Annotated in this window: 15 protein-coding genes and 1 pseudogene; 8 read left to right on the forward strand and 8 right to left on the reverse strand. The window is 43.8% G+C overall.

All coding sequences use genetic code 11. The features are described from left to right. Nucleotides 1–931: 931 nt before the first annotated feature. Entirely contained in the window at nucleotides 932–1,993 is a 1,062-nt protein-coding gene (locus AC4II3_RS20080; RefSeq protein ID WP_488011814.1) for a hypothetical protein, read from the forward strand. A gap of 97 nt (nucleotides 1,994–2,090) precedes the next feature. On the opposite strand, the gene AC4II3_RS20085 is transcribed toward AC4II3_RS20080, so the two are convergent. Then, nucleotides 2,091–2,285 (reverse strand): hypothetical protein, encoded by a 195-nt coding sequence (locus AC4II3_RS20085; protein WP_488011816.1) that lies wholly within the window; start codon nucleotides 2,283–2,285, stop codon nucleotides 2,091–2,093. Here AC4II3_RS20085 and xth point away from each other — a divergent pair. Further along, nucleotides 2,284–3,072: an exodeoxyribonuclease III gene (gene xth / locus AC4II3_RS20090; RefSeq protein WP_488011818.1), complete on the forward strand. Its 789-nt coding sequence runs from the start codon at nucleotides 2,284–2,286 to the stop codon at nucleotides 3,070–3,072. The genes AC4II3_RS20085 and xth overlap by 2 nt on opposite strands. A gap of 152 nt (nucleotides 3,073–3,224) precedes the next feature. Here the strand turns inward: xth and AC4II3_RS20095 are convergent, their stop codons facing one another. From AC4II3_RS20095 to AC4II3_RS20110, 4 genes and pseudogenes are all read right to left on the reverse strand, one after another. Beyond that, nucleotides 3,225–5,117 (reverse strand): hybrid sensor histidine kinase/response regulator, encoded by a 1,893-nt coding sequence (locus AC4II3_RS20095; RefSeq protein ID WP_488011830.1) that lies wholly within the window; start codon nucleotides 5,115–5,117, stop codon nucleotides 3,225–3,227. A gap of 240 nt (nucleotides 5,118–5,357) precedes the next feature. Then, nucleotides 5,358–5,783: a response regulator gene (locus AC4II3_RS20100; protein ID WP_488011832.1), complete on the reverse strand. Its 426-nt coding sequence runs from the start codon at nucleotides 5,781–5,783 to the stop codon at nucleotides 5,358–5,360. Between the two features lie 248 nt (nucleotides 5,784–6,031). Then, the gene (locus AC4II3_RS20105; RefSeq protein ID WP_488011834.1) at nucleotides 6,032–7,756 is read right to left on the reverse strand and encodes a PAS domain-containing sensor histidine kinase; all 1,725 of its coding nucleotides are present in this window, start codon (nucleotides 7,754–7,756) and stop codon (nucleotides 6,032–6,034) included. Further along, nucleotides 7,748–10,600, reverse strand: a pseudogene (locus AC4II3_RS20110) (PAS domain S-box protein); the annotation flags it as partial. The gene AC4II3_RS20105 and the pseudogene AC4II3_RS20110, both read right to left, overlap by 9 nt. A 426-nt stretch (nucleotides 10,601–11,026) precedes the next feature. Between AC4II3_RS20110 and AC4II3_RS20115 the strand changes: the two are divergent. Next, nucleotides 11,027–11,515 carry a molybdenum cofactor biosynthesis protein MoaE gene (locus AC4II3_RS20115; protein WP_488011820.1) on the forward strand — a complete coding sequence of 163 codons (489 nt, stop codon included), beginning with the start codon at nucleotides 11,027–11,029 and terminating at the stop codon, nucleotides 11,513–11,515. A 35-nt stretch (nucleotides 11,516–11,550) separates the two neighbouring features. Here AC4II3_RS20115 and AC4II3_RS20120 read toward each other — a convergent pair whose 3' ends face one another. Both AC4II3_RS20120 and clpS read right to left on the reverse strand, forming a co-directional pair. Then, nucleotides 11,551–11,844 carry a DUF2103 domain-containing protein gene (locus AC4II3_RS20120; protein WP_488011822.1) on the reverse strand — a complete coding sequence of 98 codons (294 nt, stop codon included), beginning with the start codon at nucleotides 11,842–11,844 and terminating at the stop codon, nucleotides 11,551–11,553. A 4-nt stretch (nucleotides 11,845–11,848) separates the two neighbouring features. Further along, nucleotides 11,849–12,169, reverse strand: coding sequence for an ATP-dependent Clp protease adapter ClpS (clpS, locus tag AC4II3_RS20125; protein ID WP_075901189.1), 321 nt, complete (start codon nucleotides 12,167–12,169; stop codon nucleotides 11,849–11,851). A 353-nt stretch (nucleotides 12,170–12,522) separates the two neighbouring features. Here clpS and AC4II3_RS20130 point away from each other — a divergent pair, with 353 nt between their 5' ends. The 3 genes from AC4II3_RS20130 to AC4II3_RS20140 all read left to right on the forward strand — a co-directional run bounded on the left by AC4II3_RS20130 (nucleotide 12,523) and on the right by AC4II3_RS20140 (nucleotide 16,150). Beyond that, nucleotides 12,523–13,650, forward strand: a complete 1,128-nt coding sequence (locus tag AC4II3_RS20130) for a sensor histidine kinase (protein WP_488011824.1) — start codon at nucleotides 12,523–12,525, stop codon at nucleotides 13,648–13,650. A 73-nt stretch (nucleotides 13,651–13,723) separates the two neighbouring features. Next, nucleotides 13,724–15,628, forward strand: coding sequence for a tetratricopeptide repeat protein (locus tag AC4II3_RS20135; RefSeq protein ID WP_488011826.1), 1,905 nt, complete (start codon nucleotides 13,724–13,726; stop codon nucleotides 15,626–15,628). Nucleotides 15,629–15,799: 171 nt separating this feature from the next. Continuing rightward, nucleotides 15,800–16,150, forward strand: coding sequence for a hypothetical protein (locus AC4II3_RS20140; protein ID WP_488011828.1), 351 nt, complete (start codon nucleotides 15,800–15,802; stop codon nucleotides 16,148–16,150). A 129-nt stretch (nucleotides 16,151–16,279) separates the two neighbouring features. On the opposite strand, the gene AC4II3_RS20145 is transcribed toward AC4II3_RS20140, so the two are convergent. Next, nucleotides 16,280–16,504, reverse strand: a complete 225-nt coding sequence (locus AC4II3_RS20145; protein WP_488017186.1) for a type II toxin-antitoxin system HicB family antitoxin — start codon at nucleotides 16,502–16,504, stop codon at nucleotides 16,280–16,282. Nucleotides 16,505–16,684: 180 nt separating this feature from the next. On the opposite strand from AC4II3_RS20145, the gene AC4II3_RS20150 reads away from it, so the two are divergent. Continuing rightward, nucleotides 16,685–18,787, forward strand: a complete 2,103-nt coding sequence (locus AC4II3_RS20150) for an NACHT domain-containing protein (protein WP_488029449.1) — start codon at nucleotides 16,685–16,687, stop codon at nucleotides 18,785–18,787. Between the two features lie 400 nt (nucleotides 18,788–19,187). Beyond that, nucleotides 19,188–21,512, forward strand: coding sequence for an NACHT domain-containing protein (locus tag AC4II3_RS20155; protein ID WP_488029448.1), 2,325 nt, complete (start codon nucleotides 19,188–19,190; stop codon nucleotides 21,510–21,512). Nucleotides 21,513–21,662: the final 150 nt, after the last annotated feature.

The following is a 21,662-nucleotide window of genomic DNA, read 5'->3' on the forward strand; positions in this document are numbered from 1 at the left end:
AAATCCTACAAACTTTACATACCAAGCATTTCAGGCTGTTTCGTCGCCCCCCCAGTAACAGTGGTAAGGAATACAGAGTTTTTTTGATTAGTAAAAATTACCAGATAGGTTTACAAATGATTTGTAAATACTCTAATAATTGCTAAGATTTTTAACTCATTTTTATAGATATTTTTTTATTAAATAATTTAAGTTTTATTAAAATTTTAGGTAGTGGTGGAAAAAATCGATTAATTAGGATACAGTTTAATTAATTTGAAGCGCTAAAATTCTCAATCTGAATCCATTTAAGACAGTCTAAATGCTACTCAGGGTAGAATCTGCCATTAGATTCATGAGCCATGGACTGTGAATCAAAATTTAGAATGGTATTTGGAATCAGTACTAGCTGTAAAATCACTGTCTTGATGCAGTCGCTCATGGGGGAAACCACGCCAGTTGCTCATGGGGGGAACCCCCATGAGCGCACTGGCTCCCCAAGACCGCGCTGCATCGCTGATGATAACCCTCACAATTTTTCTTTATCAAGGGAAAATTAGGGGTATCATTAAAACTCAAATACTTGGTATTAGGTTTTTATTGCGTAAGTCATGACTTTGATAGTTTTGGCAACTTATTGGGTTGTAAACTAGTCAAATTTAACGATAAATCCCTAATCCACAAGGCTGCTTTATTATCAGTTTAAAAAGCTAATTACTAAACCTGAATAGCTAAACGGTGCCCTTGACCCGTAATTAAATTCGCCACGGGTCGCACCGCAACTTAACTAAATATAGTTAGGGCGCAAGCCTTGCGTCCCTACAATTAGACTTAAGCAACTGATGCCAGGGTAATTTGTGAACTGGAATGGCTCATCAAGGGGAGTCAAGAAACTACTGTATCAGTTTCTTGTGATTGCATCTACGCGCAATAGTTATTTGAGAAATTAATTATGAGTTTGGATGGCACAATCTCTCAGACAATATCTAACTGTTTAGTTGGCGATATTTCCAAAATTGACAGCGAATCACTAGATTGCAAAGGGTTGGGTGGCAAAAAGCAAAAGCTGTTTTCTTATGTTGCTTATGGTTTGGGAATCCAGTCAACGCTACCAATCCCAGAGTTTATCCCAGCAGAAGTAGAGTGTGATGTTACAATTCACATTCAGAGTAATAGTTACAATACGGGATGCGATCGCGTAGCGTGGCCGAATCGCAAAATCAGTGACTACATTCCAAAGGAAGTTATCGAGCAGCCGATGGCTTTGCAGTTGAGTCCAGAAGAGGCGGTGATTTATCTCAAAGACACAGGGCTGTTTCTGGTACAGGGGGGAAACAGGATTACGATCATTCCCGCAGCAGGAGCCTGGCTGAGCCGCATTCAAACGGCTCTAGTGGGAACTGTGATGGCGATTTTGCTCTATCAGCGGGGATTGTTGGTGCTACATGCCAGTGTAGTCAATATTAATGGTGGTGCGGTTGTTTTCTTGGGTAATTCCGGTGAAGGTAAGTCTTCAATTGCTGCTGCACTCCACACTCAGGGATACAGAATCATCACTGATGATGTTGCACCTGTGACATTGGATCAGGGGACAGCGAAAGTGGCTCCTAGCTTTCCTCAAATTAAACTAACTCGAGAAGTAGCTAAAGTTTTGGGATATGACCAGGATAAGCTGGCTTTGCTGCTACCGAAGTTAAATAAACCTGGCTATGGGTTAAATCAGGATTTTACCGAAGCGCTACTACCAATCCGGTGCATCTATGTACTGGTTTCAGGTTCACAGTTGAGTATTAAGCGTCTTAAACGTCAGGAGGCGGTGATGGAACTATGCCATCACTCCCGTCTAAACAGTTTATTTGACTCTGAGAAAGCATCCCATCTTCTTCAGTGCGCTCAGCTTGCCAATCAGTGTAGTGTCTATCGTCTCCAGCGACCTCGTAATTTGGCTTTGTTGCCAGAGTTAGCGAGGTTGGTGGCAGAACACCAATTTATACAGGGCCAAGTTACGAGGTAACAGGTAACATGATAAATTACCCAAAGCCCGATTATCCATTACTAAAAAAAACTTCAAGCTCCTAATCAACTGTTATCAAACACTGTAATCAACCCCTTCAAATTAGTTGAAGGGGTTTACTATAATCTGTCCGACGTGATATCTCTTCCTTTACTGTTAAACTAGCCTGTTTAAAACTATGGTAGTCTTGTTTTCGTGTCTGAGTAGAAGGCATATATATCTTGCTCCCCAACGCTGGCGTAGAGGTAGTTGCTGTCTGTTCTGGACTAAATCTAATCACTGTAGGACTCATGAAAATCGCTACCTGGAACGTCAACTCAATTCGGAGTCGCCAAGCTCAAGTAATAGATTGGTTGCAACGTACCCAAGTAGATGTGCTTTGCCTGCAAGAAACTAAAGTAGTCGATGCCCAGTTTCCGCGATCGCTTTTTGAAGAATTGGGGTATTACCTTTATATTTCTGGGCAAAAATCCTATAACGGTGTAGCCATCTTTAGCCGGAAACCAGCCACAGAAGTAACTACTGGCTTTGCTGCGGTGTTGGATACAGCTCAGGTCGGGGACTTAGATGAACAAAAGCGAGTGATTAGCGCTACAGTAGATGGGGTCCGCATTGTTAACCTCTATGTTCCCAATGGGTCTTCGGTGAACAGTCAGAAGTATGACTACAAGCTACGTTGGCTGAAGATACTGCGGGACTATTTACACAGTATCCTAGAACAACAGTCCCATGAACTTTGTGTATGTGGGGACTTTAATATTGCCCTAGAAGACCGGGATATCCATGATCCTAAAGGCAAAGAAAAGCATATCATGGCGTCCCCAGTAGAACGTCTTGCCCTACAATCTGTCTTAGATCTAGGTTTAGCAGATGCCTTTCGCAAATTTACCAAAGAAGGGGGGAATTTTAGTTGGTGGGACTATCGCACCCGTGCCTTTCGGGGTAATCGGGGTTGGCGCATTGACCATATCTACCTAACCCCCAATCTTTACAATCAAGCGATTAGTTGTACCATTGACATAGAACCGAGAAAACTAGAGAAACCTAGCGACCATGCCCCTGTAATCGTCACGTTTTAGTCAAGTTTTACTCAATTTTTAAAGGCAAAAGCTATTAAGAATATGAATAAAATTACCTCAAGTAGCACCATCTTTAGCGGCTCAGGTGATAGCTGATATCTGAATGCTTACACAACTAACCAAATTGAGAACTGCTATATAAAAATTAACAATTAATGACCTTTAAGCACACGATTAATAGCCTGCAATAATTCCTTAGCGGTGTAAGGCTTTGACAAAAAGGTCTTAACCCCAGCTTCAGCCGCCGCATCGACTTTATCGCTGATAGGCAACCCACTGATGCCAATAATTTTGATCTTGGAGTTAATGTCTCGCAATCGAAGGATGGTTGTTGGTCCATCCATAACCGGCATCATCATATCCATCAGCACCAAGCTAATATCGTCCTGATGTTGCCTATAGAGTGCGATCGCTTCCTTACCATCCCTGCTAGTCATCACCCTATAGCCATAGTTTTCTAAGGAAGTCTTGGTAATCTCACCAATAGCGGCTTCGTCATCTACCACTAAAATCAACTCACCGTTTCCTGTCGGTAGTTTTAGTTCTTCCTCGACAGGAATTGGGGAGTGTTCTACTGCTGGCAAATATACTTTAAAGTGAGTACCTACGCCCACTTCACTATACACATTCACAAAACCGGCGTGACTTTTAACAATACCTCTGACAGTAGACAAACCTAGTCCTGTACCTTGACCAATTTCTTTGGTAGTGAAAAATGGCTCGAAAATTCTCGGCTGTATTTTCAAGGGAATACCAATGCCAGTATCAGCAACGGTCACCACAATGTAGGAACCCACATCGGCATCAATATGCATCCTGGCATAGTTTTGATCTAAAAAAATATTTTGGGCAGACAATTTCAAGGTTCCACCATCAACCATAGCATCACGAGCATTGATGCAGAGGTTCATCAAAACTTGGTGCAGTTGTGTGGCATCTCCAGATACAGACCAAAGATTAGGGTCGATATCCGTAGACAGTTCAATGGATCTGGGAAATGTTTCTTGGATAATGTGGCGAATTTCCCGAATCAAATGCCTGACTTGCAAAACCGTTCGTTGACCTGTAACACCCCGAGCAAACGATAGAACTTGCTTGACTAAACCAGCCCCCCGCCTAGTATTATTCTCTACAGTTTTTAGGAGTTGCAAATGCCGCTGATCTGAGATTTTGAGTTGCAACAGTTGAGCGGACATTAGAATAGGAGCTAATAAATTGTTTAAGTCATGGGCAATGCCCCCAGCTAAAGTACCAATGCTCTCCATGCGCTGAGCGTGGAGAAACTGGGTTTCCAGTTGTTTCTTCTGAGTGATATCAGTATTGACAATCAAGATTGATTTGGCCTGTCCCTGAGGATTTTGCACCAAAGTCCAGCGACTTTCAACAATGATTTCCGTGCCATCTTTGGTGACTTGCTCCAACTCACCATACCACTCCCCTGTTTTAGCAACACTTTGGTCTGCCTCGGCTAACTCAGGTGGTGCTTGTTGGTACAAGAGTAGATGCTCTTTTTCTCCAATCACTTCTGCTGCCTGCCAACCGTATAGAGACTCTGCCCCTTTATTCCAAAATGAGATAGTATTGTCTAGATCCCGAACCAGAATGGCGTCGGTTGCCACATCCAACAACGCAGCTTGTTCCCGAATTTTTTGTTGGGCTTGCTGGCGCTCAAGGGCATAGCGGATGGAACGCTCTAGTAAAGGTGCTCTGAGCTGACTCTTATCCAGGTAATCTGCTGCCCCAGCTTTCATGGCTTCCATGTCAACCTCATGGTCTCCCTGAGCAGTTAGGAGGATAATCGGTGCTGTACACCCCCTGGCAATGGCTTCACGCAGGAGTTCAAGTCCATTATGCTTACCAAGACGGTAGTCCAGTAGATAAACATCATGCTGGTTCTGAGCAATTATTTCTAAGCCATTAGCATAGGTTGCCACCCAAGTCAAGCTAAATCTAGCCCTCCGGTTTTCCGACAGTAAATCACGAGTTAGAATATAGTCATCTTCGTCATCATCAACGAGTAATACGTTAACCAAAGGGTTGTACATTGGTCTGGCACCAAAGGAATGGAAGGAAATTAGTCGAGAGTGGTTTCTAACTTCTGATTTGGAAATTAGTCGAGAGTGGTTTCTTACTTCTGATTTGGGTAAGCAATTTCCCAGGTTTGTGATCAACGAACATTGATGAGAGTCGGTTTTGGAAATAGTCCTGAGTGGATCAGTCGTTAGTGGTACACTAGAAACTACAGAACTTTCAGATTTCGGTTGTGAGCATTTACTCATGGCAGTCTATTTATTCCCTTCGGGGGGCAATTCCGCGATGTCCAACCAATACTTTTTTAACGTTTGCATCACTTCAATTAGGGAACTATAGGTGACAGGCTTAACGATGAAAGAATTTGCTCCTAAGTTATAACTGTGATAGATATCTTCTTCAGCCTTTGAAGTAGTCAGCACCACAACTGGTATAACTCGTAGATTAGGATCAGCCCTAATTTCTCTGAGGGCCTCACGACCATCTTTTTTCGGCATATTTAAATCCAGTAGGATTAAACTTGGACGAGGGGAGCTACTCGCCTGCCTGTGTTTACCACGGTGATACAGATAATCCATCAATTCCTCGCCATCACTGACAAAGTATAGCTCATTGGTCAACTTACTCTCTAAGAGAGCCTCTCTTGCCAACAGACAATCATCCGGATCATCATCTGCCATTAAAATTACCACGGGATTTCGGCTTTCATTCACTAAGCATTATCTCCTCGACCAAAAATTATAAAGGAATTATAAAGGAATTATGAAGGAGTTATGAAGTATAAAGGGGTAAATTTGAAGTATTTTATTGATTAGTCACTCAACTACTAGTATGTTTTCATTATTTAACGTTTACCCTTAAACCTTTAATCTTAAATCTTAAACGTTAAACCTTTAATCTTAAACCTTCAACCTTCAACCTTAACCCTTCAACTTTGTTTAATCGGCACCGTAACAATAAACCTAGCCCCCTGTCCTGGTGTGCTATTTGCCATGATGCTACCATTATGACGTTCCACAATTTTACGGCAGATAGCTAGACCGATGCCGGTTCCTTCATAGTCGCTGCGACCATGGAGCCGTTGAAAGGTTTGAAAAATGCGATCGCTATACCTGGGGTCAAACCCAATACCATTGTCTTCGACTATGATCTGACAACGCTCATGAACGGTTGTGCCTCCATAACTTAAGGGAACACTTTCCTGAAGCAGTTGAGTATAGATTTTAACGACGTTACCTCTTTGCTCTGGTCGGAATTTCAGTCCGTTACTGATCAGGTTTTGCAACAGTTGACGCATTTGCAGGGGATCAGCTTCAATAGTATGTAGTTCACCGACTTCCACTACGCCACCAGATTGCTGGATAAGTAGTTCTAAATCAGAGAGTACCTCTTGCACCACTTCAGCTAGGTCAGTGGCAACCAAAGGTTTGGCCTTAGTGGTCACCCGGGAAAGGCTAAGCAAGTCATTGATTAACACCTGCATCCGTTCTGCGGCATTCTGCATCCGTTTGAGGTAGTCCTGCCCCTGCTCCGTTAATTGTTCATGATACTTGGTCTGAAGGCGATCGCCAAATGCCCGAATCTTGCGCAGGGGTTCTTGCAGGTCATGGGATGCGACATAGGCAAACTGTTGCAGTTCCGCATTAGAACGGGCAAGTTCCTGACGCTGACGGGTTTCTGTTCCTAAACGCTGGGCTTGAGCTAAGGCAATACCAATTTGGTCCGCCAGTTGTTGCAACAATTCACTTTCAAAGTTAGTCCATTGTCGTGGATTGGCGCACTGATGGGCAATCAACAAACCCCAAAGTTGGTCTTGTTGCTGAATTGGCACCACTAAGTTAGCTTTTACCCCAAACTGTTGCAGCATTTCGACATGGCAAGGTTCGATATTAGAGTTTTCTATGTCACAGATGTTGCTAACCCTTCCCTGACGATACTGGTCTAGGTACTCTTCATGAAAGCAAGGATCTTCGATGCTTTGTCCGAGCATGATTGGCCAACCAGGTACTACGGCTTCTTGAACCACTTTCCCCCACCCATCAAAACTCAGTTGGAACAGTACAACTCGGTCAGCCTTGAGAAATTGTTGCACTTCTGTAACCGCCGTTTGCAAAATCTGCTCCAGTTGTAGAGACTGGCGGATTTTCAGGGTAATTTCTGAAAACAATTGCGTCCGCTGATTTTGGCGCTGGAGTTCTTGCTCTGCTAACTTACGGTCAGTAATGTCATCCACCACATAGGAAAATCGGGGGCGAGCAGTGCTTGTCTCGGGAATTGGGCATACAGTGGCGCTTAACCACCGGGTCTCCGTTTCAGTGGTGTGATCATACTCGAAGGAAATAGGCTGATTGCTTTGTTGGCTTTCTCGGTAATGGATAATCCAGCGACGGATATGAGTTTTGGGTGCCCCCAACTCACTGGCTAACCGATTCTGCATGGCCTCGGGTGTAGTCCCGAAAAAATCCGCCGTACTTTTATTATCAGAAATATGCAGGATGTCATCATCCAAAAGTTCCACGACCCCCATCAATAGTGCGGAACTGTTGAAGAAACTACGCAGGGTCGATTCACTCTCTAGCAGTGCAGCTTCTGCCTGTTGGCGCTCTATTTCCGCTTGATGAGCTGCAATTAATCGACCAAGACTTTGAGCCATTAATTCTACAATTTCCCGTTCGTGAGGCTGGAAATCCGTTTCTCTTACCTGGGTTGAGGAAAAATTCAGGGAGCCGTAGACTTCACCATAGACAAATATAGGAGTCCCGATATAGGACTCAAGTTTGAGAGTTTGGTAGACTGGGTGAGCGTGCATCAGTGCTATCTCACCTACATGAGTATAGGCAATGGTCTTTTTTTCGCGAACGACTACAGCACAATAGGTATCTTTTAATTCAAACTCTGAACCAGCTACTAATGCTTCTAGATCAGACCTGACCGACAGGATAGTGTAGGAATTAAGGTGTATTTGACTAATAATGCCAGTGGGCATGCCTAAAATTTCACATCCCGTCTCCAGATAGTCAGCATACAGCAACTCAAAGTTTTGGTAATTGGTGGTATTCAGCCGATGTAGGTGTTTGAGGTTGTTACTGAAGGTTTCCAATGCCTGAGACTTTTGCAAAAGTTGGTCGTCTGCTTGTTTGTGTTCAGTGATGTCCCGGCCTACTGCCTGAAGCTCAATCAATTGACCCTGCTCATTAAAGATGGCGCGATCGCTCCACTGCTGCCACCGAATCTCTCCTGTGGGCATAATCACCCGGTGTTCAACCGTTTCTACGGGATTCTCGGGCCTTAGAGACGTAATACAATGTTCTAGCTTTTTGAGATCCTCATCGGGAATCAATGGCAAAAACCGTTGCCCAATCAACTCTTCCTCTGACTTGCTGAAATAGCGACAGTAGGCACCATTGACAAAGGTCAGAGTTCCATCAGGACGGAAACGACAGATGAGTTCGGTTTGATCTTCGACAATAGCGCGATAGCGAGCCTCGCTCTGATACAATTCCTGCTGATTTTGCTCCCGCTCGGTTATATCATGGTTAAGACCAATGGTTGCCACGATATTGTCTTCCTGATCATACAGAGGTACTACCACGGTTTCACACACCCCACACCTGCCATCTTTGCCAATAAAGTGAATCTCCCCAGACCAACGTCCCGACCTGGTCATCTCCTGGATAATCTGCTCGGTCAGAACAGCCGCCTCTTCCGGTCGGTGCAGAATCGCTGCAGTTTTACCCAAGACCTCAGCTTTGGTGTAGCCGAATATTCTCTCGGAGGCAGGATTCCAATCAATTACCTTACCGGCTAAGTCGGTGATTATGATCCCATCGAAGATACTTTCAACAATCAGAGCCTGTCTACCCAGGGCCTCTTCCGCCTGTTTGCGCTCAGTGATATCGATGGAAGAACCAATGTAACCGGCAAAGTCCCCATTGGGGGTAAATCGGGGAGTGCCTATATCTAATATCCAACGATACTGCCCATCCCTACGTCGCAAGCGGTACTCCATGCGAAAATTTTCTCTGGCGTCGAAGGCGGATATATAGGTCTTGAAGCTGCGCTCTAGGTCATCAGGATGCACCCCTTCAGCCCAGCCCTTGCCCAATTCCAGTTCGAGGGTCTTACCGGTGAAGTTCAACCAAAGCTGATTGAAAAAGTTATAAAGTTTATCAGTGCCTGACATCCAGATCATCACTGGGGCATGATCAGCCATCATCCGGAAGCGAGCTTCACTCTCTTCGAGGCTGGCTTGCTTTTGTTTGGCCTCGGTAATGTCCCGTGCGATCGCATAAATTAAACCATCCTTAACTACGGGATTTGCAGCCCAAGCTAGCCATTTATAAGACCCATCGTGACAGCGATAGCGATTCTCGAAATAGACAGTAGGGATGCCACTCGCCAATTGTTCCATTTCTGCCCTAGTTGCTGCTCGGTCATCTGGATGGACAAAATTGAGAAACGTGGTGCTGGTTAGTTCCGCTTCGGTGTAAGCCAAGGTGCTAGTAAAGGACGGACTCAAGCGCTTAAAGTAACCATCGAAACCGGCTATACACAGCAAATCTATCGAGAGCTCAAAGAAGCGATCACGTTCTTCCTGGATCTGTTTCCATTCAGTAATGTCACGAGTAAAACATCGGGTATGGACGAATTTGCCATTTTTCCAGAGGACATTGGAGTTAATCAGGACATGGCGAATCGAGCCATCTTTGCACAAGAGTCTGGCTTCGTAGTTTTTTAAGGTTTCTTTAGCCGTTAGTCTGGCCAGGATATCGTCAATGACCTCTTGCTCGGGGTAAAATTCAGCAATGTGGTGACCGATATACTCCTGGGCGTTGTAACCCAGCAGGTCTAAGTCGGCTTGATTAGCCCACAGGATGATGCCATTGCTATCCACGCAATGGAGACCAACGCAGCCATTTTCTAAAAAATCCAGGAGTTCTTGGTCAACCTGGGGTAATTCATTTTCAAGACCTTGGTTTTCTCCCTGAGGCTGCTGTAAATCCGCTAACTGTTGTTTTAGCTCCAGTTGGCTTATCAGTTGACGACTTAAGGCTTGTAATCCCGCTAACTGTTGTGGCTGAAGTTGCTTTGGAACTTGATCCATTACCGCAAGTGTTCCCAGAGGGTATCCCAATGAGGTGATTAGGGGAACTCCTACATAAAACCGAATATGAGGCTCAGCAGTAACTAAGGGATCAGTGGCAAACCGTTGATCAGCTAGGGTATCCTCAACTACCAATACCTCAGCTGACTCTATCCGATGGCTGGATAAAAAGGTATTTTGACTTATTGACGTTTCATAATCGCCCAGAGTAGACTTACACCATTGACTGTTACTGTCAATCAGGGTAATCACAGCTATGGGCGTTTGGCAAATTTGTGCTGCTAATGCTGTAACATCATCAAACGCCTGTTGGAGCTCAGGATCAATAATTCTTTTATAATAGTTTTGGGCTGCCAGGGTTTTTGGTTGATCAGCCTCTGCTCCTGCTGCCATCAAATAATCTCCAGACGGGTTATGACCAGCCCTAGTTATGATCAGCCCTAGGTTAGCTGTTGCTCAAAACGATAAGACTGATCACTGATCAGCTACGATGAGCTTGACTTGAATTACCTTGACGTTAAGGATAGGTAGCATCAGTTGATTGATGGCACCACATGTTTGTGGGCGACCGAGAAATAGCCCTAGACAATGTCTTGAGTGCCTTTGTCAGAGAAAAAAACTTCTGATTTAATAATATTATTTAGGTATATTATCTGACTTTATAGCACCTGCTCCTAATTTGTAAAGTATTTTAAACAAATTGGATCATGGCACTAGGGTTGGGTATTGATTAAATCCAACCAGTAAATATAAATCAACTATATATAAACTGTAGCTTAGCCTGTTACTAATCTTAACACTTCTTGGAATTCTCCACTAATGACTCCCCTGCCCAAGATCCCCTTGCCCAAGATCCCTGAAAAGCAAACGGTAGATAGTTTTTCGATCACCATCGCTCCCTTATCCGTATCAGAAATCTACACCCTTGCTGATGATCCCGCGAATGGAGCTGTGGTGATGATGAGTGGCACAGTCCGTAATAAGACTGATGGGAAACCAGTGGTAGCATTAGAGTATCAGGCTTATGAGCCCATGGCATTACGGGTATTTTCCTCAATTGCTGCCCAGATTCGTGCCTCATGGTCTGATGTCAATCGGGTGGTAATCCATCATCGCATCGGTCGCTTAACTATTGGGGAAGTTAGCGTGTTAGTCGCTGTTGGCTGTCCTCATCGTTCAGAAGCCTTTGCCGCTTGTAAGTATGCTATTGACACCTTGAAGCATAATGCTCCGATTTGGAAAAAAGAGCATTGGGATGATGGTTCCAGCACTTGGGTCAGTATTGGGGCGTGTGAGGAATCAGAATGAAGAATGAAGAATGAAGAATGTAGAATATAGAATTATTATCGTTTTAGTGATTGAGCGATCGCTTTTTCTAATTCCACTTTAGTCAAGTTGGTGAGGATGAACACCTCTTGAAAGCTTTTACCAGACCTAGCAATCACCTTGAATCCCCCACGAATTGGCACTGATACTTTTAACTGTAATTTAGGACAGTGACTTCTTGCCCGCCCAAGGACAGCAGGGGTAATGGTTTGAATACCTGGGTAATCTGTGAGTCGTTGGAGAACTGGAATGAGACCCTGAATGTGGGTAGAGTGATTCCAAACCAGTCTGCCGTCTTTGGGTTGGCTCATAATACTATGTAGCCTCCAAGGGAGCCATGGTTAAGCCAGCACGAGAAAGCTGTTGGTGGTAAAGTTCCGCTTGTTCCTGGGGACCGACCCAAACAATGGCTTGACCTTCGTTGTGAACCTGATGAGTGAGTTCCCAGGCGTGATCATTTGTCATCCCAGGGATATACTTGACCAGACAGTCGTGAACATGCTGAAACGTGTTAAAATCATCGTCTAACACAATTACCTTATAGTTGGGATAAGGTTTTCGGGTAACTTGACCAGAGCGTTCAGGAGCTTTGACTGGTGCAGCAAATGTAGCTTTATAAGCTGCTGATCTTACCATAGTCGCACATAGGTTACCAGAATAATTTACAAAAAATTAAGTCTAAACTCAAACCATTCCTTCCAGTTTACAAAAATTGAAACGCCCTGCATAGTGACGGTGAGAAACAAGGAAAATCAAGAATTGGACTAAGCCTTTAATCCCTAAGGGTTTCAACGACCTTGGCTATGGGTAATTTTATCTTTGCCTGTAAAGGGAATTTGCCATAATGAAGCGAACTCAGGCTGCTGTTTGTGTAAGGGGGAAGTTGCTGAGGGGCTGTGTGCAATGGCTTGCCGACCAACCTAATTAACCCGCTCCCTATACATGAATGACAGGGGTTTCCACTTCTGACTTACCAACGAAATGATTCAATGAATGCTTTACCTCTAACTCGCCCTTCCAAAAAAGATCAGATTTTGGCTGTGGATGATTCCCCTGACAACTTGTTTCTACTGCAGACGCTTTTAGAAGAAGAAGGGTACGAGATTACCTTGGCAGAGAATGGTCGGGTAGCCCTAGAGCAAATAGAGAGGTCTCCGCCAGAATTGGTGCTATTGGATGTAATGATGCCAGAAATGGATGGCTTTGAAGTAACCAAGCGCATCCGCTCCAATCCCAAGTTACCGTTTATACCAATTTTGTTGATCACCGCTTATGATCATCCGAGTGTGGTCCAAGGACTGGATATGGGGGCGGATGATTTTATTCGTAAACCCGTAGAAGTGGATGAATTGCTGGCCAGAGTGCGATCGCTTTTGCGCCTGAAACATAGTGTGGATGAACGGGACGAAATTGCTCGCCAACGAGAAGATTTTGTCTCTCGGCTTACCCATGACTTGCGCACCCCCTTAGTAGCAGCAGATCGCATCCTAAACCTTATGCAGCAGGGAGCTTTGGGAGAAATTCCACCCCCAGTGCTCGAAGCCATAATCACCATGACTCGCAGTAACCGCAATTTGCTGACTATGGTGAATACGTTACTAGAAGTCTATCGCTATGAAGCCGGTCGGAAGTATTTGTCTTTCTCTGCGATTCCTGTGCAACAGGTTATTGAGGAAGTCATCCAAGAACTGTCTGCCCTAGCTCGTGATAAAAAACTGTCTTTGGAGTATCAGACCGCGAAGCAGCTTAACTCGATAGTGATGAGCGATCGCTTAGAACTGCACCGAGTGTTCACCAATTTGCTGGGAAATGCGATTAAATTCACTGACAACGGTTCTGTGACCGTTCGTCTGAGGAATAGTCCCAAGACTAGTGAAGGGCATCAGTCGTGGGTGGTGATTGAGGTGGAAGATACTGGTTTTGGTATATCCCCAGAAGACCAAAAACAGTTGTTTGAACGGTTTCGCCAGGGTAGCCACAAACGCTCAGGTAGTGGTTTAGGACTATATCTTTCCAAACGAATTCTCGAAGCTCATCAAGGCACGATCAAAGTTAAGTCTGAGTTGGGTAAGGGGACTTTGTTTACCGTCAAATTGCCGAATCATGTTGACGGTTAACTAGACCTGCCAGAAGTCTATTCTGATTTTGAGCTATTTTTGAGAAAAGTGGGCACTGATCAGGCAAAAGGTTATGTCTAACGAGATGGGATTAAGCGATCGCTATTTTGAATTAATCGATGACATTGTCAAAACTACCCTGAAGGGGAAGATCCGTTCTAAATCCCAGGTCTATCAGATGTTGGTCAAGGGGGTTACGGTTGGCACTGGGGAAATTTTTGAACGTTGCCTTGATCAGCGCTTCGATATGACTCAGGCAGAAGTAGATAATCCTAAAAGTGAGTTGAAGCAAGCCAAGGCAATCCGGAAACTCAGGGCGCTTAATACGATTCGTGGTGAATGGGAACAGTGGCAGGAAGAAAACCGAGTTTCAGAAACTATCACTAGCGCTATTCAATCCATTACTACTGCTGAACCGGCTGAGCGCTTTACGGCTTTATTGCGAGTGATTGACCCCAATCAACAGCCACCCCTGACGTTACAACAACTGGCGAGCCTGGCTAAACCCCTAAAGCAACAGGCACAACAAGCTTCTGAATCTGATACTGCTACAGACCTTGGACAACTGGCCGCTGGGATTACGGCAGGTTTGGCCTCTTGGCAACGCTTGGAAGATTATCTGGTCAGTTGGATTTATGACCAAAGTCGAGGCTCACTGGGATTTGAGGGGACTCCGGAACAGCGTGGCCCTTGGGGGCTGTGGGCGAAAAAGGTCGATAGCCCGTTACCCCAGTCTTTATTTGAAACTCTAGCGCTAAATCAATCCTTCCATGAATGGGCAGATACTCAACCGAGTTTGGAACTAGAAGCTTGGGTGGAATTGGCTGTGATTCTCCAGTGCTTGCAGCGAGGACTGGTGAATTGGTTCGATAAAATGGTATATGACTCCAAGATGGGAGCAAAGTTATCGATTTCTACCTTTATCGTATTTGCTGTCATTTGGTCTAGGTTAGCTAATGTTTTGAACCAGACAGCAATTAGTAGCTACGGAAATGCCATAGCAAATGGTTGTTTTCAGGTTTGTCTGCAAATTCTGCGCACTTTTGCCCAACGGGACTACTTCCCTCTCTACGGTGGGGTGTTTGCTAACTTTAGCGGCAACTATCTCCAAGATGCCCTGAATTACCTAGATGAACCCCTGCGGCAAGTAGACCGAACCGAGGAGAAAGCCCGGATTCTAACCTTGTTGGGTTATTCCCTTTGGTCCCAAGGAGCCTATGACCAAGCCAATAGCTTCCATCAGGAAGCTTTAGAGATTGCCCGTGAGGCTGGGGATAAACTGTGTGAAATTGCCAATTTCAATCACCTCAGTCGGATTTGTGTCGAGGAAGAGAATTATGCTGATGCCATTAACTATAGTCAACGAGCATTAATACTCGCTCGTCAAGCTGGAGACCGGTTAGGGGAAGCTAATGCTTTAGTGAATTTCGGCTACAGTGAAGTGTTTCAAGCTCAGGATAGCCAACAAGCAGAACTAGAAGTGTATGAGAGTGCTATTAACTATCTAGAACAAGGTCGATTATTGTTAGAACGATTAGGGGATTCTCCAGCAGGGAGTTATGGAGTTGGGCAAAGTAAAGCTTTGTGTTTCAGTAGTTTGGGAATTGCCCATGTAGTGGTCGAGCAGTATCAAAAAGCGATCGCATTTTTAGAACAAGGCTGGCAAGCCGCCCAATTTTCTGGGGATTTGTACTTACAAGGGGTGAATTTGGCCTACCTAGCCCAAGCTTGCTACAGCGAGCAAGATTGGCAGAAAGTGATTTATACCGCTAGTTTAGGAGCCTATCTATTAGAGCAAATTGGGTCTGAAGATTGGCGCAAACCAGCTGGGTTGTTAAGTATTTTGCAAGGACAAATGGGGCAAGAAGGCTTCCAAACCCTTTTGGCACAGCAACGGTCAAAAATTATTCCTGTCATTGGCGTAGATGGCTATGACTATATTCCGGAATTGCTAGCAAAATATTTGGATTCAATATAAGTAGAGGATTAGCTTGTAGGGTGGGCAAAAACCGTTGCGTTCAAATTACTCTTCTAGATCAGATAACTTTGCCCACCTGACTTGAATTTGTATTTTTATGACTAGATTCCGGAATTTGTAGCAAAATACTTGGATTCTATTTTAGTAGGTGCTTAAAATTAATATAATATCATGAATCTAAGCCGAACTAATATCCTTACCAGGTTTGGGAAACAGAAAACCCTAGCCTTGACAGTTGTTTCCTTAACTTTTGGCATCACCTCTAATGTCCAGGCTCAGCCATTTCGCTGTGACTTCCAATTGAACCAACATGTCTCTGGCTTATTTGGTAATACAAATAGTAGTAAACGGTTCTTTCAGGAAGGAAGCAATAGATTTAACACAGGAAGAACTATGTTCAACAACCAGCGTTCCTCCCCAGATACTATCCTTGAAATTAGTGATGAAGTTGTCAATCGAGAAGACCTATTGGAACTGGAAAATCCTCAGCAATTGCTCGATGATGGTAATAGCTTGGAATAATATAGGTAAGCAATCAGCAATCAGCAATCAGCAATCAGCTATTAGCTGACAGCTGTTCGCGTAGCGTGGCCAAAGGCCTTCGGCTGACGGCTGAATGCTTACGTAACTTTTTTTCTAATTCTTTACGTTTCATGGAATGGAAATAGAAATTGTCTCCTCGATTGCTTCTTTGGGTAATCCTAGACGACTATCAGCTAAACGATCTTCAAAAATCAATTTAATTGCATTTTTCAAGCTTTCTTTAGCTTCTGCAACCGTTTCTCCTTGACCATTCGCACCAGGTATTTCAGGACAAATCGCCCAATATCCCCCTTCTGTTGCTGCCTCAATGATGGCGGTAAACTCTGCGTTCATAAAAATATCCTTAGAGGTTTTATAGCCATTATATCTTCCATAAGCTACAAAGGGATCCCCCTAAATCCCCCTTAATAAGGGGGACTTTGAGTGCGATCTAACTATTTGATTGTTTATTGGCTATATCGATAGCAATTTGTTAAACATTCATAGAGTGATAAAACAGAGGTAACTTCAGAGATGAACCTTGCTGAATATCTGACCAATCCCAACGTCCTTCAAAGACTACTCCAGTTACTACTAGGACTACTTATCTGTATTCTCGGACTTTTGAACAATCGCTTTGAGCAGCCAAAAACTCTCTTGCGCAAAATTATAATAATTGCTGTATGCGTAATAGTTTATGTATTCTTAGCTCATCAAGCAGAAAATTTAGTTTCTCAAAAATTAGCAGAACAGGATACCGATTGGTTCCAACAAGTGTACTGGATTTTAGGTATTGGTTACTTCTTCGCCTTACCTACAATTGGGTATTTGCTGACAACTAGGCCAGGAAAGAAAACTCAAATCTCTAGACAGATTCCAAAGGTAAAGTTACAGCGATGGCGCAGGGATTTGCTGGGAGCAATGGCAGCTGAAGTTAACATGGGCCTTGATGACTCCCTGCACAATCACCACTTGATTCAGTTGGTAATGGCAGACAAAACAGAGCAAGTGGGTCGTCCAGAAAAAATTACTGTCAATCCTAGCAAATCTCCTCCATGGTGGAAACAGTTGCTCACGTTTCGTCGAGTAACTACAGACTCTGAACCAGGTCAAAAGGTTATTGAGGTATTTAACCAAGAAGATATTGCTGGGAAACTGTTGATTCTTGGTGCGCCCGGTTCTGGAAAAACCACCATGCTGTTGGATTTGGCCAAGGATTTAATTACACGTGCCCAGCAGCAGGAAAACCAACCAATTCCAATTATAGTTGAACTTTCGGATTGGAAAGATAACAAGCAGCCCATTGCTGAATGGTTAGCGGCTAATTTAAAGTTTCGTTATAATCTCCGCAAAGAGATTACTCAGGAGTGGATTCAAACCGGTCAGTTGTTACCTCTGCTGGATGGTTTGGATGAATTGGGTTTAGAGCGGCAGAGGTTATGTGTTCAGCAATTAAATCAGTTTCTCAAAGATGTTCCTCAAATTGTGGTCTGCTGTCGTGAAGAAGAATACAAAGCTGGTGAGCAAATTCTGGAGATGCGGGGAGCAGTCTGTCTGCAACCTTTGAGGGATCAGCAGATTGAAGCTTATTTAACCCGCTTAAACTGTCGCCACCTCTGGCCAGGAATTCAGCAAGATTCAGAGGGATTGCTAGCGTTAGCCAGAATGCCCTTCCTATTACATTTAATTCCCCTGGCTTATCCCGATGGGTTGAAGCGAGTAGAGAGAGAGCTTAAGGATCCTAAGACAAAGGAAGACTATCAGAACCAATGCCGTCAAAGGTTATTTCAGGATTACATTGACCGTAAACTAAAGGAATCCCATAACCGTCGAGGTTATTCAGAAGAGGAAACAAGGCGCTGGTTAGGCTGGCTTGCTAAAGGATTGAAGGAGGGACAACAAACCGAGTTTTGGATTGAAAAAATGCAGCCGGATATGTTGAATAAATCCCGAAAAAAGGGTTTGTATCAGCTGAGTCTTGGACTGATTTATGGGCTGATTTTTTCAATGATTTTTGATCTGAGTGTTGGGCTGTTTTATGGTATTATTTATGGTCGATTTTTTAATAAAATAGATCTTTCTAAAACTATTACACTTTCATGGAAAGACAGAAATAAAATAATTGAAGAGCTGATTTATGGGCTGATTTATGGGCTGAGTGTTGGGCTGATCTATGGGCTGAGTGTTGGGCTGAGTGTTGGGCTGATTAGAGGACTGATTATAGGGCTGCTTTATGGGCTGATTAGAGGGCTGAGTGGAGAAGAAGTAAAAACCAGAAATAAACCCAATCAGGTGATTAAAGAATCCGCTAAAAATACTGTTATCCTTAGTCTAATTAGTTTCCCGGGAACTTTCTTGTTGTTTGTATTACCTGATCTAGTATTAGGAGAGAATCTTAAACTACTCACCATGTTAATTCGTGCTTCTGGCATGGCAATGTTAATTGGCTTTTCATATGCTGGCAGACCAGTCATTCAGCACTTCGTCCTCCGCCTCATTCTCTGGCGCAGTGGTTCAATCCCCTGGGATTACGCCCATTTCCTGAGCTATGCCACAGAACGCCGCTTGATCAAGCAAGTGGGTGGACGCTATCGATTCATCCACGATTTGCTGCGGGAGCACTTTGCCACCACCTAGTGTGGGGGTTAATAATGGAATGATTTTAAAAGTTTTGTGGAACGGGCATCAGGCGTGGAATGGGCATCTTGGTAGAACTGGCATCTTGCCAGTTTCATGCTTATTTTCGAGCGGGCAGGATGCCCACTCTACTCTTATTCATTCGTTAATTGAGCAACGGCCACTTCCCACACTCCCTATTCTTATTGATCCATCGGCAGACTTTTATGGAATCCCCCCAAGTGCGTTCGCGTAGCGTAGCCCTTCGGGCTACGCTACGCGAACGCACTCCCCCCACTTACCACAATCTCCACACTTTCCTGTTTTATCAAACTGCCTAGACTATTTAATTTTTCCTTGGCTGTATCAAAGGCAATTTCTTAAATTATCATAGAATGATAAACTAGAAATACCTTCAAAAATGAACATTACCGAACTTTTTAACAATCCCGAAGCGCTTCAAATACTACTCTTAGTAGAACTGGTAATACTTCCCTATTTTAGCACACGTTTAAGCAATCGCTTTGAGCAGCAAAAAACTCCCCTTTGCAGAATTATAATAATTACTCTATGCACAATGTATGGAGTCTTAGCTGTTGCAGCAGGACATTTTATTTTTCGACTATCAGCACAACTTTATTATTTTGATTTTGCTTTTCAACTATCAGCAGAACAGGATACCGAGTGGATCCAACAAGTCTACTGGATTTTAGGTATTGGTTACTTATTTGCCCTACCGACAATTGGGTATTTGTTAAAAACTCAAATATCTAGAAAAATTCCAAAGGCAAATTTACAGCGATGGCGCAAGGACTTGCTACGAGAAATGGCAGTTGAAGTTAACATGCGCCTCGATGACTCCCTGCACAATGACCACTTGATTCAGTTGGTAATGGCAGACAAAACAGAGCAAGTGGGTCGTCCAGAAAAAATTACTGTCAATCCTAGCAATTCTCCTCCATGGTGGAAACGGTTGCCCAAGTTTCGTCGAGTAACGACAGACTCTGAACCAGGTCAAAAGCTTATTGAGGTATTTAACCAACAGGATATTGCCGGGAAACTGTTGATTCTTGGTGCCCCCGGTTCCGGAAAAACCACCATGCTGTTGGATTTGGCCAAGGATTTAATTACAGGTGCCCAGGATCATCAACACCAACCGATTCCAATTATAGCTGAACTTTCTGATTGGAAAGATAACAACCAGCCGATTGATGAATGGTTAGCAGCTAATTTAAAGTCTCGTTATTATAATCTCCCCGAAGCGATTACTCAGGAGTGGATTAAAACTGGTCAGTTGTTACCTCTTCTGGATGGTTTGGATGAGTTGGGTTTAGAGCGGCAGAAGTTATGTGTTCAGCAATTAAATCAGTTTCTCAAAGATGTTCCTCAAATTGTGGTCTGCTGTCGTGAAGAAGAATACAAAGCCGGTGAGCAAATTCTGGAGATGCGGGGAGCAGTCTGTCTGCAACCTTTGAGCGATCAGCAGATTGAAGCTTATTTAACGCGGTTAAACTGTCGCCACCTCTGGCCAGGAATTCAGCAAGATTCAGATGGGTTGCTAGAGTTAGCAAGAATGCCCTTACTATTACATTTGATTTCCGTTGCTTATCCCGATGGGTTGAAGCGATTAAAGAGAGAGTTTAAGGATCCTAAAGCAAAGCAAGACTATCAGAACCAATGCCGTCAAAGGTTATTTGGGGATTACATTGACCGTAAACTAAAGGAACCCCATGACCGTCACGGTTATTCAGAAGAGAAGACCAGGCGCTGGTTAGGCTGGCTTGCTAAACGATTGAAGGAACGACAACAAACCGAGTTTTTGATTGAGAAAATACATCCAGATTTGTTAAAAAAATCCGAAACAAAGTGGTTGTATAAGCTGAGTGTTGGGTTGAGTGTTGGGCTGAGTGTTGGGCTGATCAATCCCCTAATATTGGGAATATTGGGGCTGATTTATGGACTTACCAATGGCCGCCTAATATTGGGGCTGATTTATGGACTTACCAATGGCCGCCTAATCTTCGGGCTAATCCATAGCCTAATATGGCTAATCAATGGCCTAATATTGGGGCTGATTGGAGGGCTGATTGGAGCTCTAATAGGCCTGATTTCAGGGTTATATAATCAGCAAAAGCCCTCTGAAATTAGTATATTTTCAGGACAAAAACTAATAAAAAACAAAATGAGTTTGATGAGCCGAGGACTTAGTGTTGGGTTGAGTGTTGGGTTGAGTTATGGGCTGAGTTATGGGTTGAGTTATGGGCTGAGTTATGGGCTGTTTTTTTGGCTTAATGATAGGCTGATTGATGTGCTAAGTTATGGGCTGAGTTATGGGCTGTTTTTTGGGCTGAGTGTTGGGTTGATTGGAGAAGAACTAAAAACCAGAAATAAACGGAATCAGGGGATTAAAGAATCTGCTAAAAATACCGTTCTTAGTAGTTTAATTAGTTTGCCTGTAACCTTCTTGTTGTTTGTATTATGTTTTATAGCTTTGGGAAAGAATGTTAACCCATTTATGGCTTTAAGTCTTGGTGTTTGGATGGCAATGTTATTTGCCTTGATATTTGCTGGTATACCAGTGATTAAGTATTTCGTCCTCCGCCTCATTCTCTGGGGCAGTGGTTCAATCCCCTGGGATTACGCCCATTTCCTGAGCTATGCCACAGAACGCCGCTTGATCAAGCAAGTGGGTGGACGCTATCGATTCATCCACGATTTGCTGCGGGAGCACTTTGCCACCACCTAGTGTGGGGGTTAATAATGGAATGATTTTAAAAGTTTTGTGGAACGGGCATCAGGCGTGGAATGGGCATCTTGGGTGGAACTGGCATCTTGCGTAGAACTGGCATCTTGGTAGAACTGGCATCTTGGTAGAACTGGCATCTTGCCAGTTTCA

It is taken from the genome of Moorena sp., assembly GCF_982860115.1.

Bases quoted from the DNA above. Each gene is read 5' to 3' on its own strand.
- AC4II3_RS20080 (WP_488011814.1), top strand. From the start codon at position 932: ATGAGTTTGGATGGCACAATCTCTCAGACAATATCTAACTGTTTAGTT.
- xth (WP_488011818.1), top strand. From the start codon at position 2,284: ATGAAAATCGCTACCTGGAACGTCAACTCAATTCGGAGTCGCCAAGCT.
- AC4II3_RS20085 (WP_488011816.1), bottom strand. From the start codon at position 2,285: ATGAGTCCTACAGTGATTAGATTTAGTCCAGAACAGACAGCAACTACC.
- AC4II3_RS20095 (WP_488011830.1), bottom strand. From the start codon at position 5,117: ATGTACAACCCTTTGGTTAACGTATTACTCGTTGATGATGACGAAGAT.
- AC4II3_RS20100 (WP_488011832.1), bottom strand. From the start codon at position 5,783: ATGGCAGATGATGATCCGGATGATTGTCTGTTGGCAAGAGAGGCTCTC.
- AC4II3_RS20105 (WP_488011834.1), bottom strand. From the start codon at position 7,756: ATGGCTCAAAGTCTTGGTCGATTAATTGCAGCTCATCAAGCGGAAATA.
- AC4II3_RS20115 (WP_488011820.1), top strand. From the start codon at position 11,027: ATGACTCCCCTGCCCAAGATCCCCTTGCCCAAGATCCCTGAAAAGCAA.
- AC4II3_RS20120 (WP_488011822.1), bottom strand. From the start codon at position 11,844: ATGAGCCAACCCAAAGACGGCAGACTGGTTTGGAATCACTCTACCCAC.
- clpS (WP_075901189.1), bottom strand. From the start codon at position 12,169: ATGGTAAGATCAGCAGCTTATAAAGCTACATTTGCTGCACCAGTCAAA.
- AC4II3_RS20130 (WP_488011824.1), top strand. From the start codon at position 12,523: ATGAATGCTTTACCTCTAACTCGCCCTTCCAAAAAAGATCAGATTTTG.
- AC4II3_RS20135 (WP_488011826.1), top strand. From the start codon at position 13,724: ATGTCTAACGAGATGGGATTAAGCGATCGCTATTTTGAATTAATCGAT.
- AC4II3_RS20140 (WP_488011828.1), top strand. From the start codon at position 15,800: ATGAATCTAAGCCGAACTAATATCCTTACCAGGTTTGGGAAACAGAAA.
- AC4II3_RS20145 (WP_488017186.1), bottom strand. From the start codon at position 16,504: ATGAACGCAGAGTTTACCGCCATCATTGAGGCAGCAACAGAAGGGGGA.
- AC4II3_RS20150 (WP_488029449.1), top strand. From the start codon at position 16,685: ATGAACCTTGCTGAATATCTGACCAATCCCAACGTCCTTCAAAGACTA.
- AC4II3_RS20155 (WP_488029448.1), top strand. From the start codon at position 19,188: ATGAACATTACCGAACTTTTTAACAATCCCGAAGCGCTTCAAATACTA.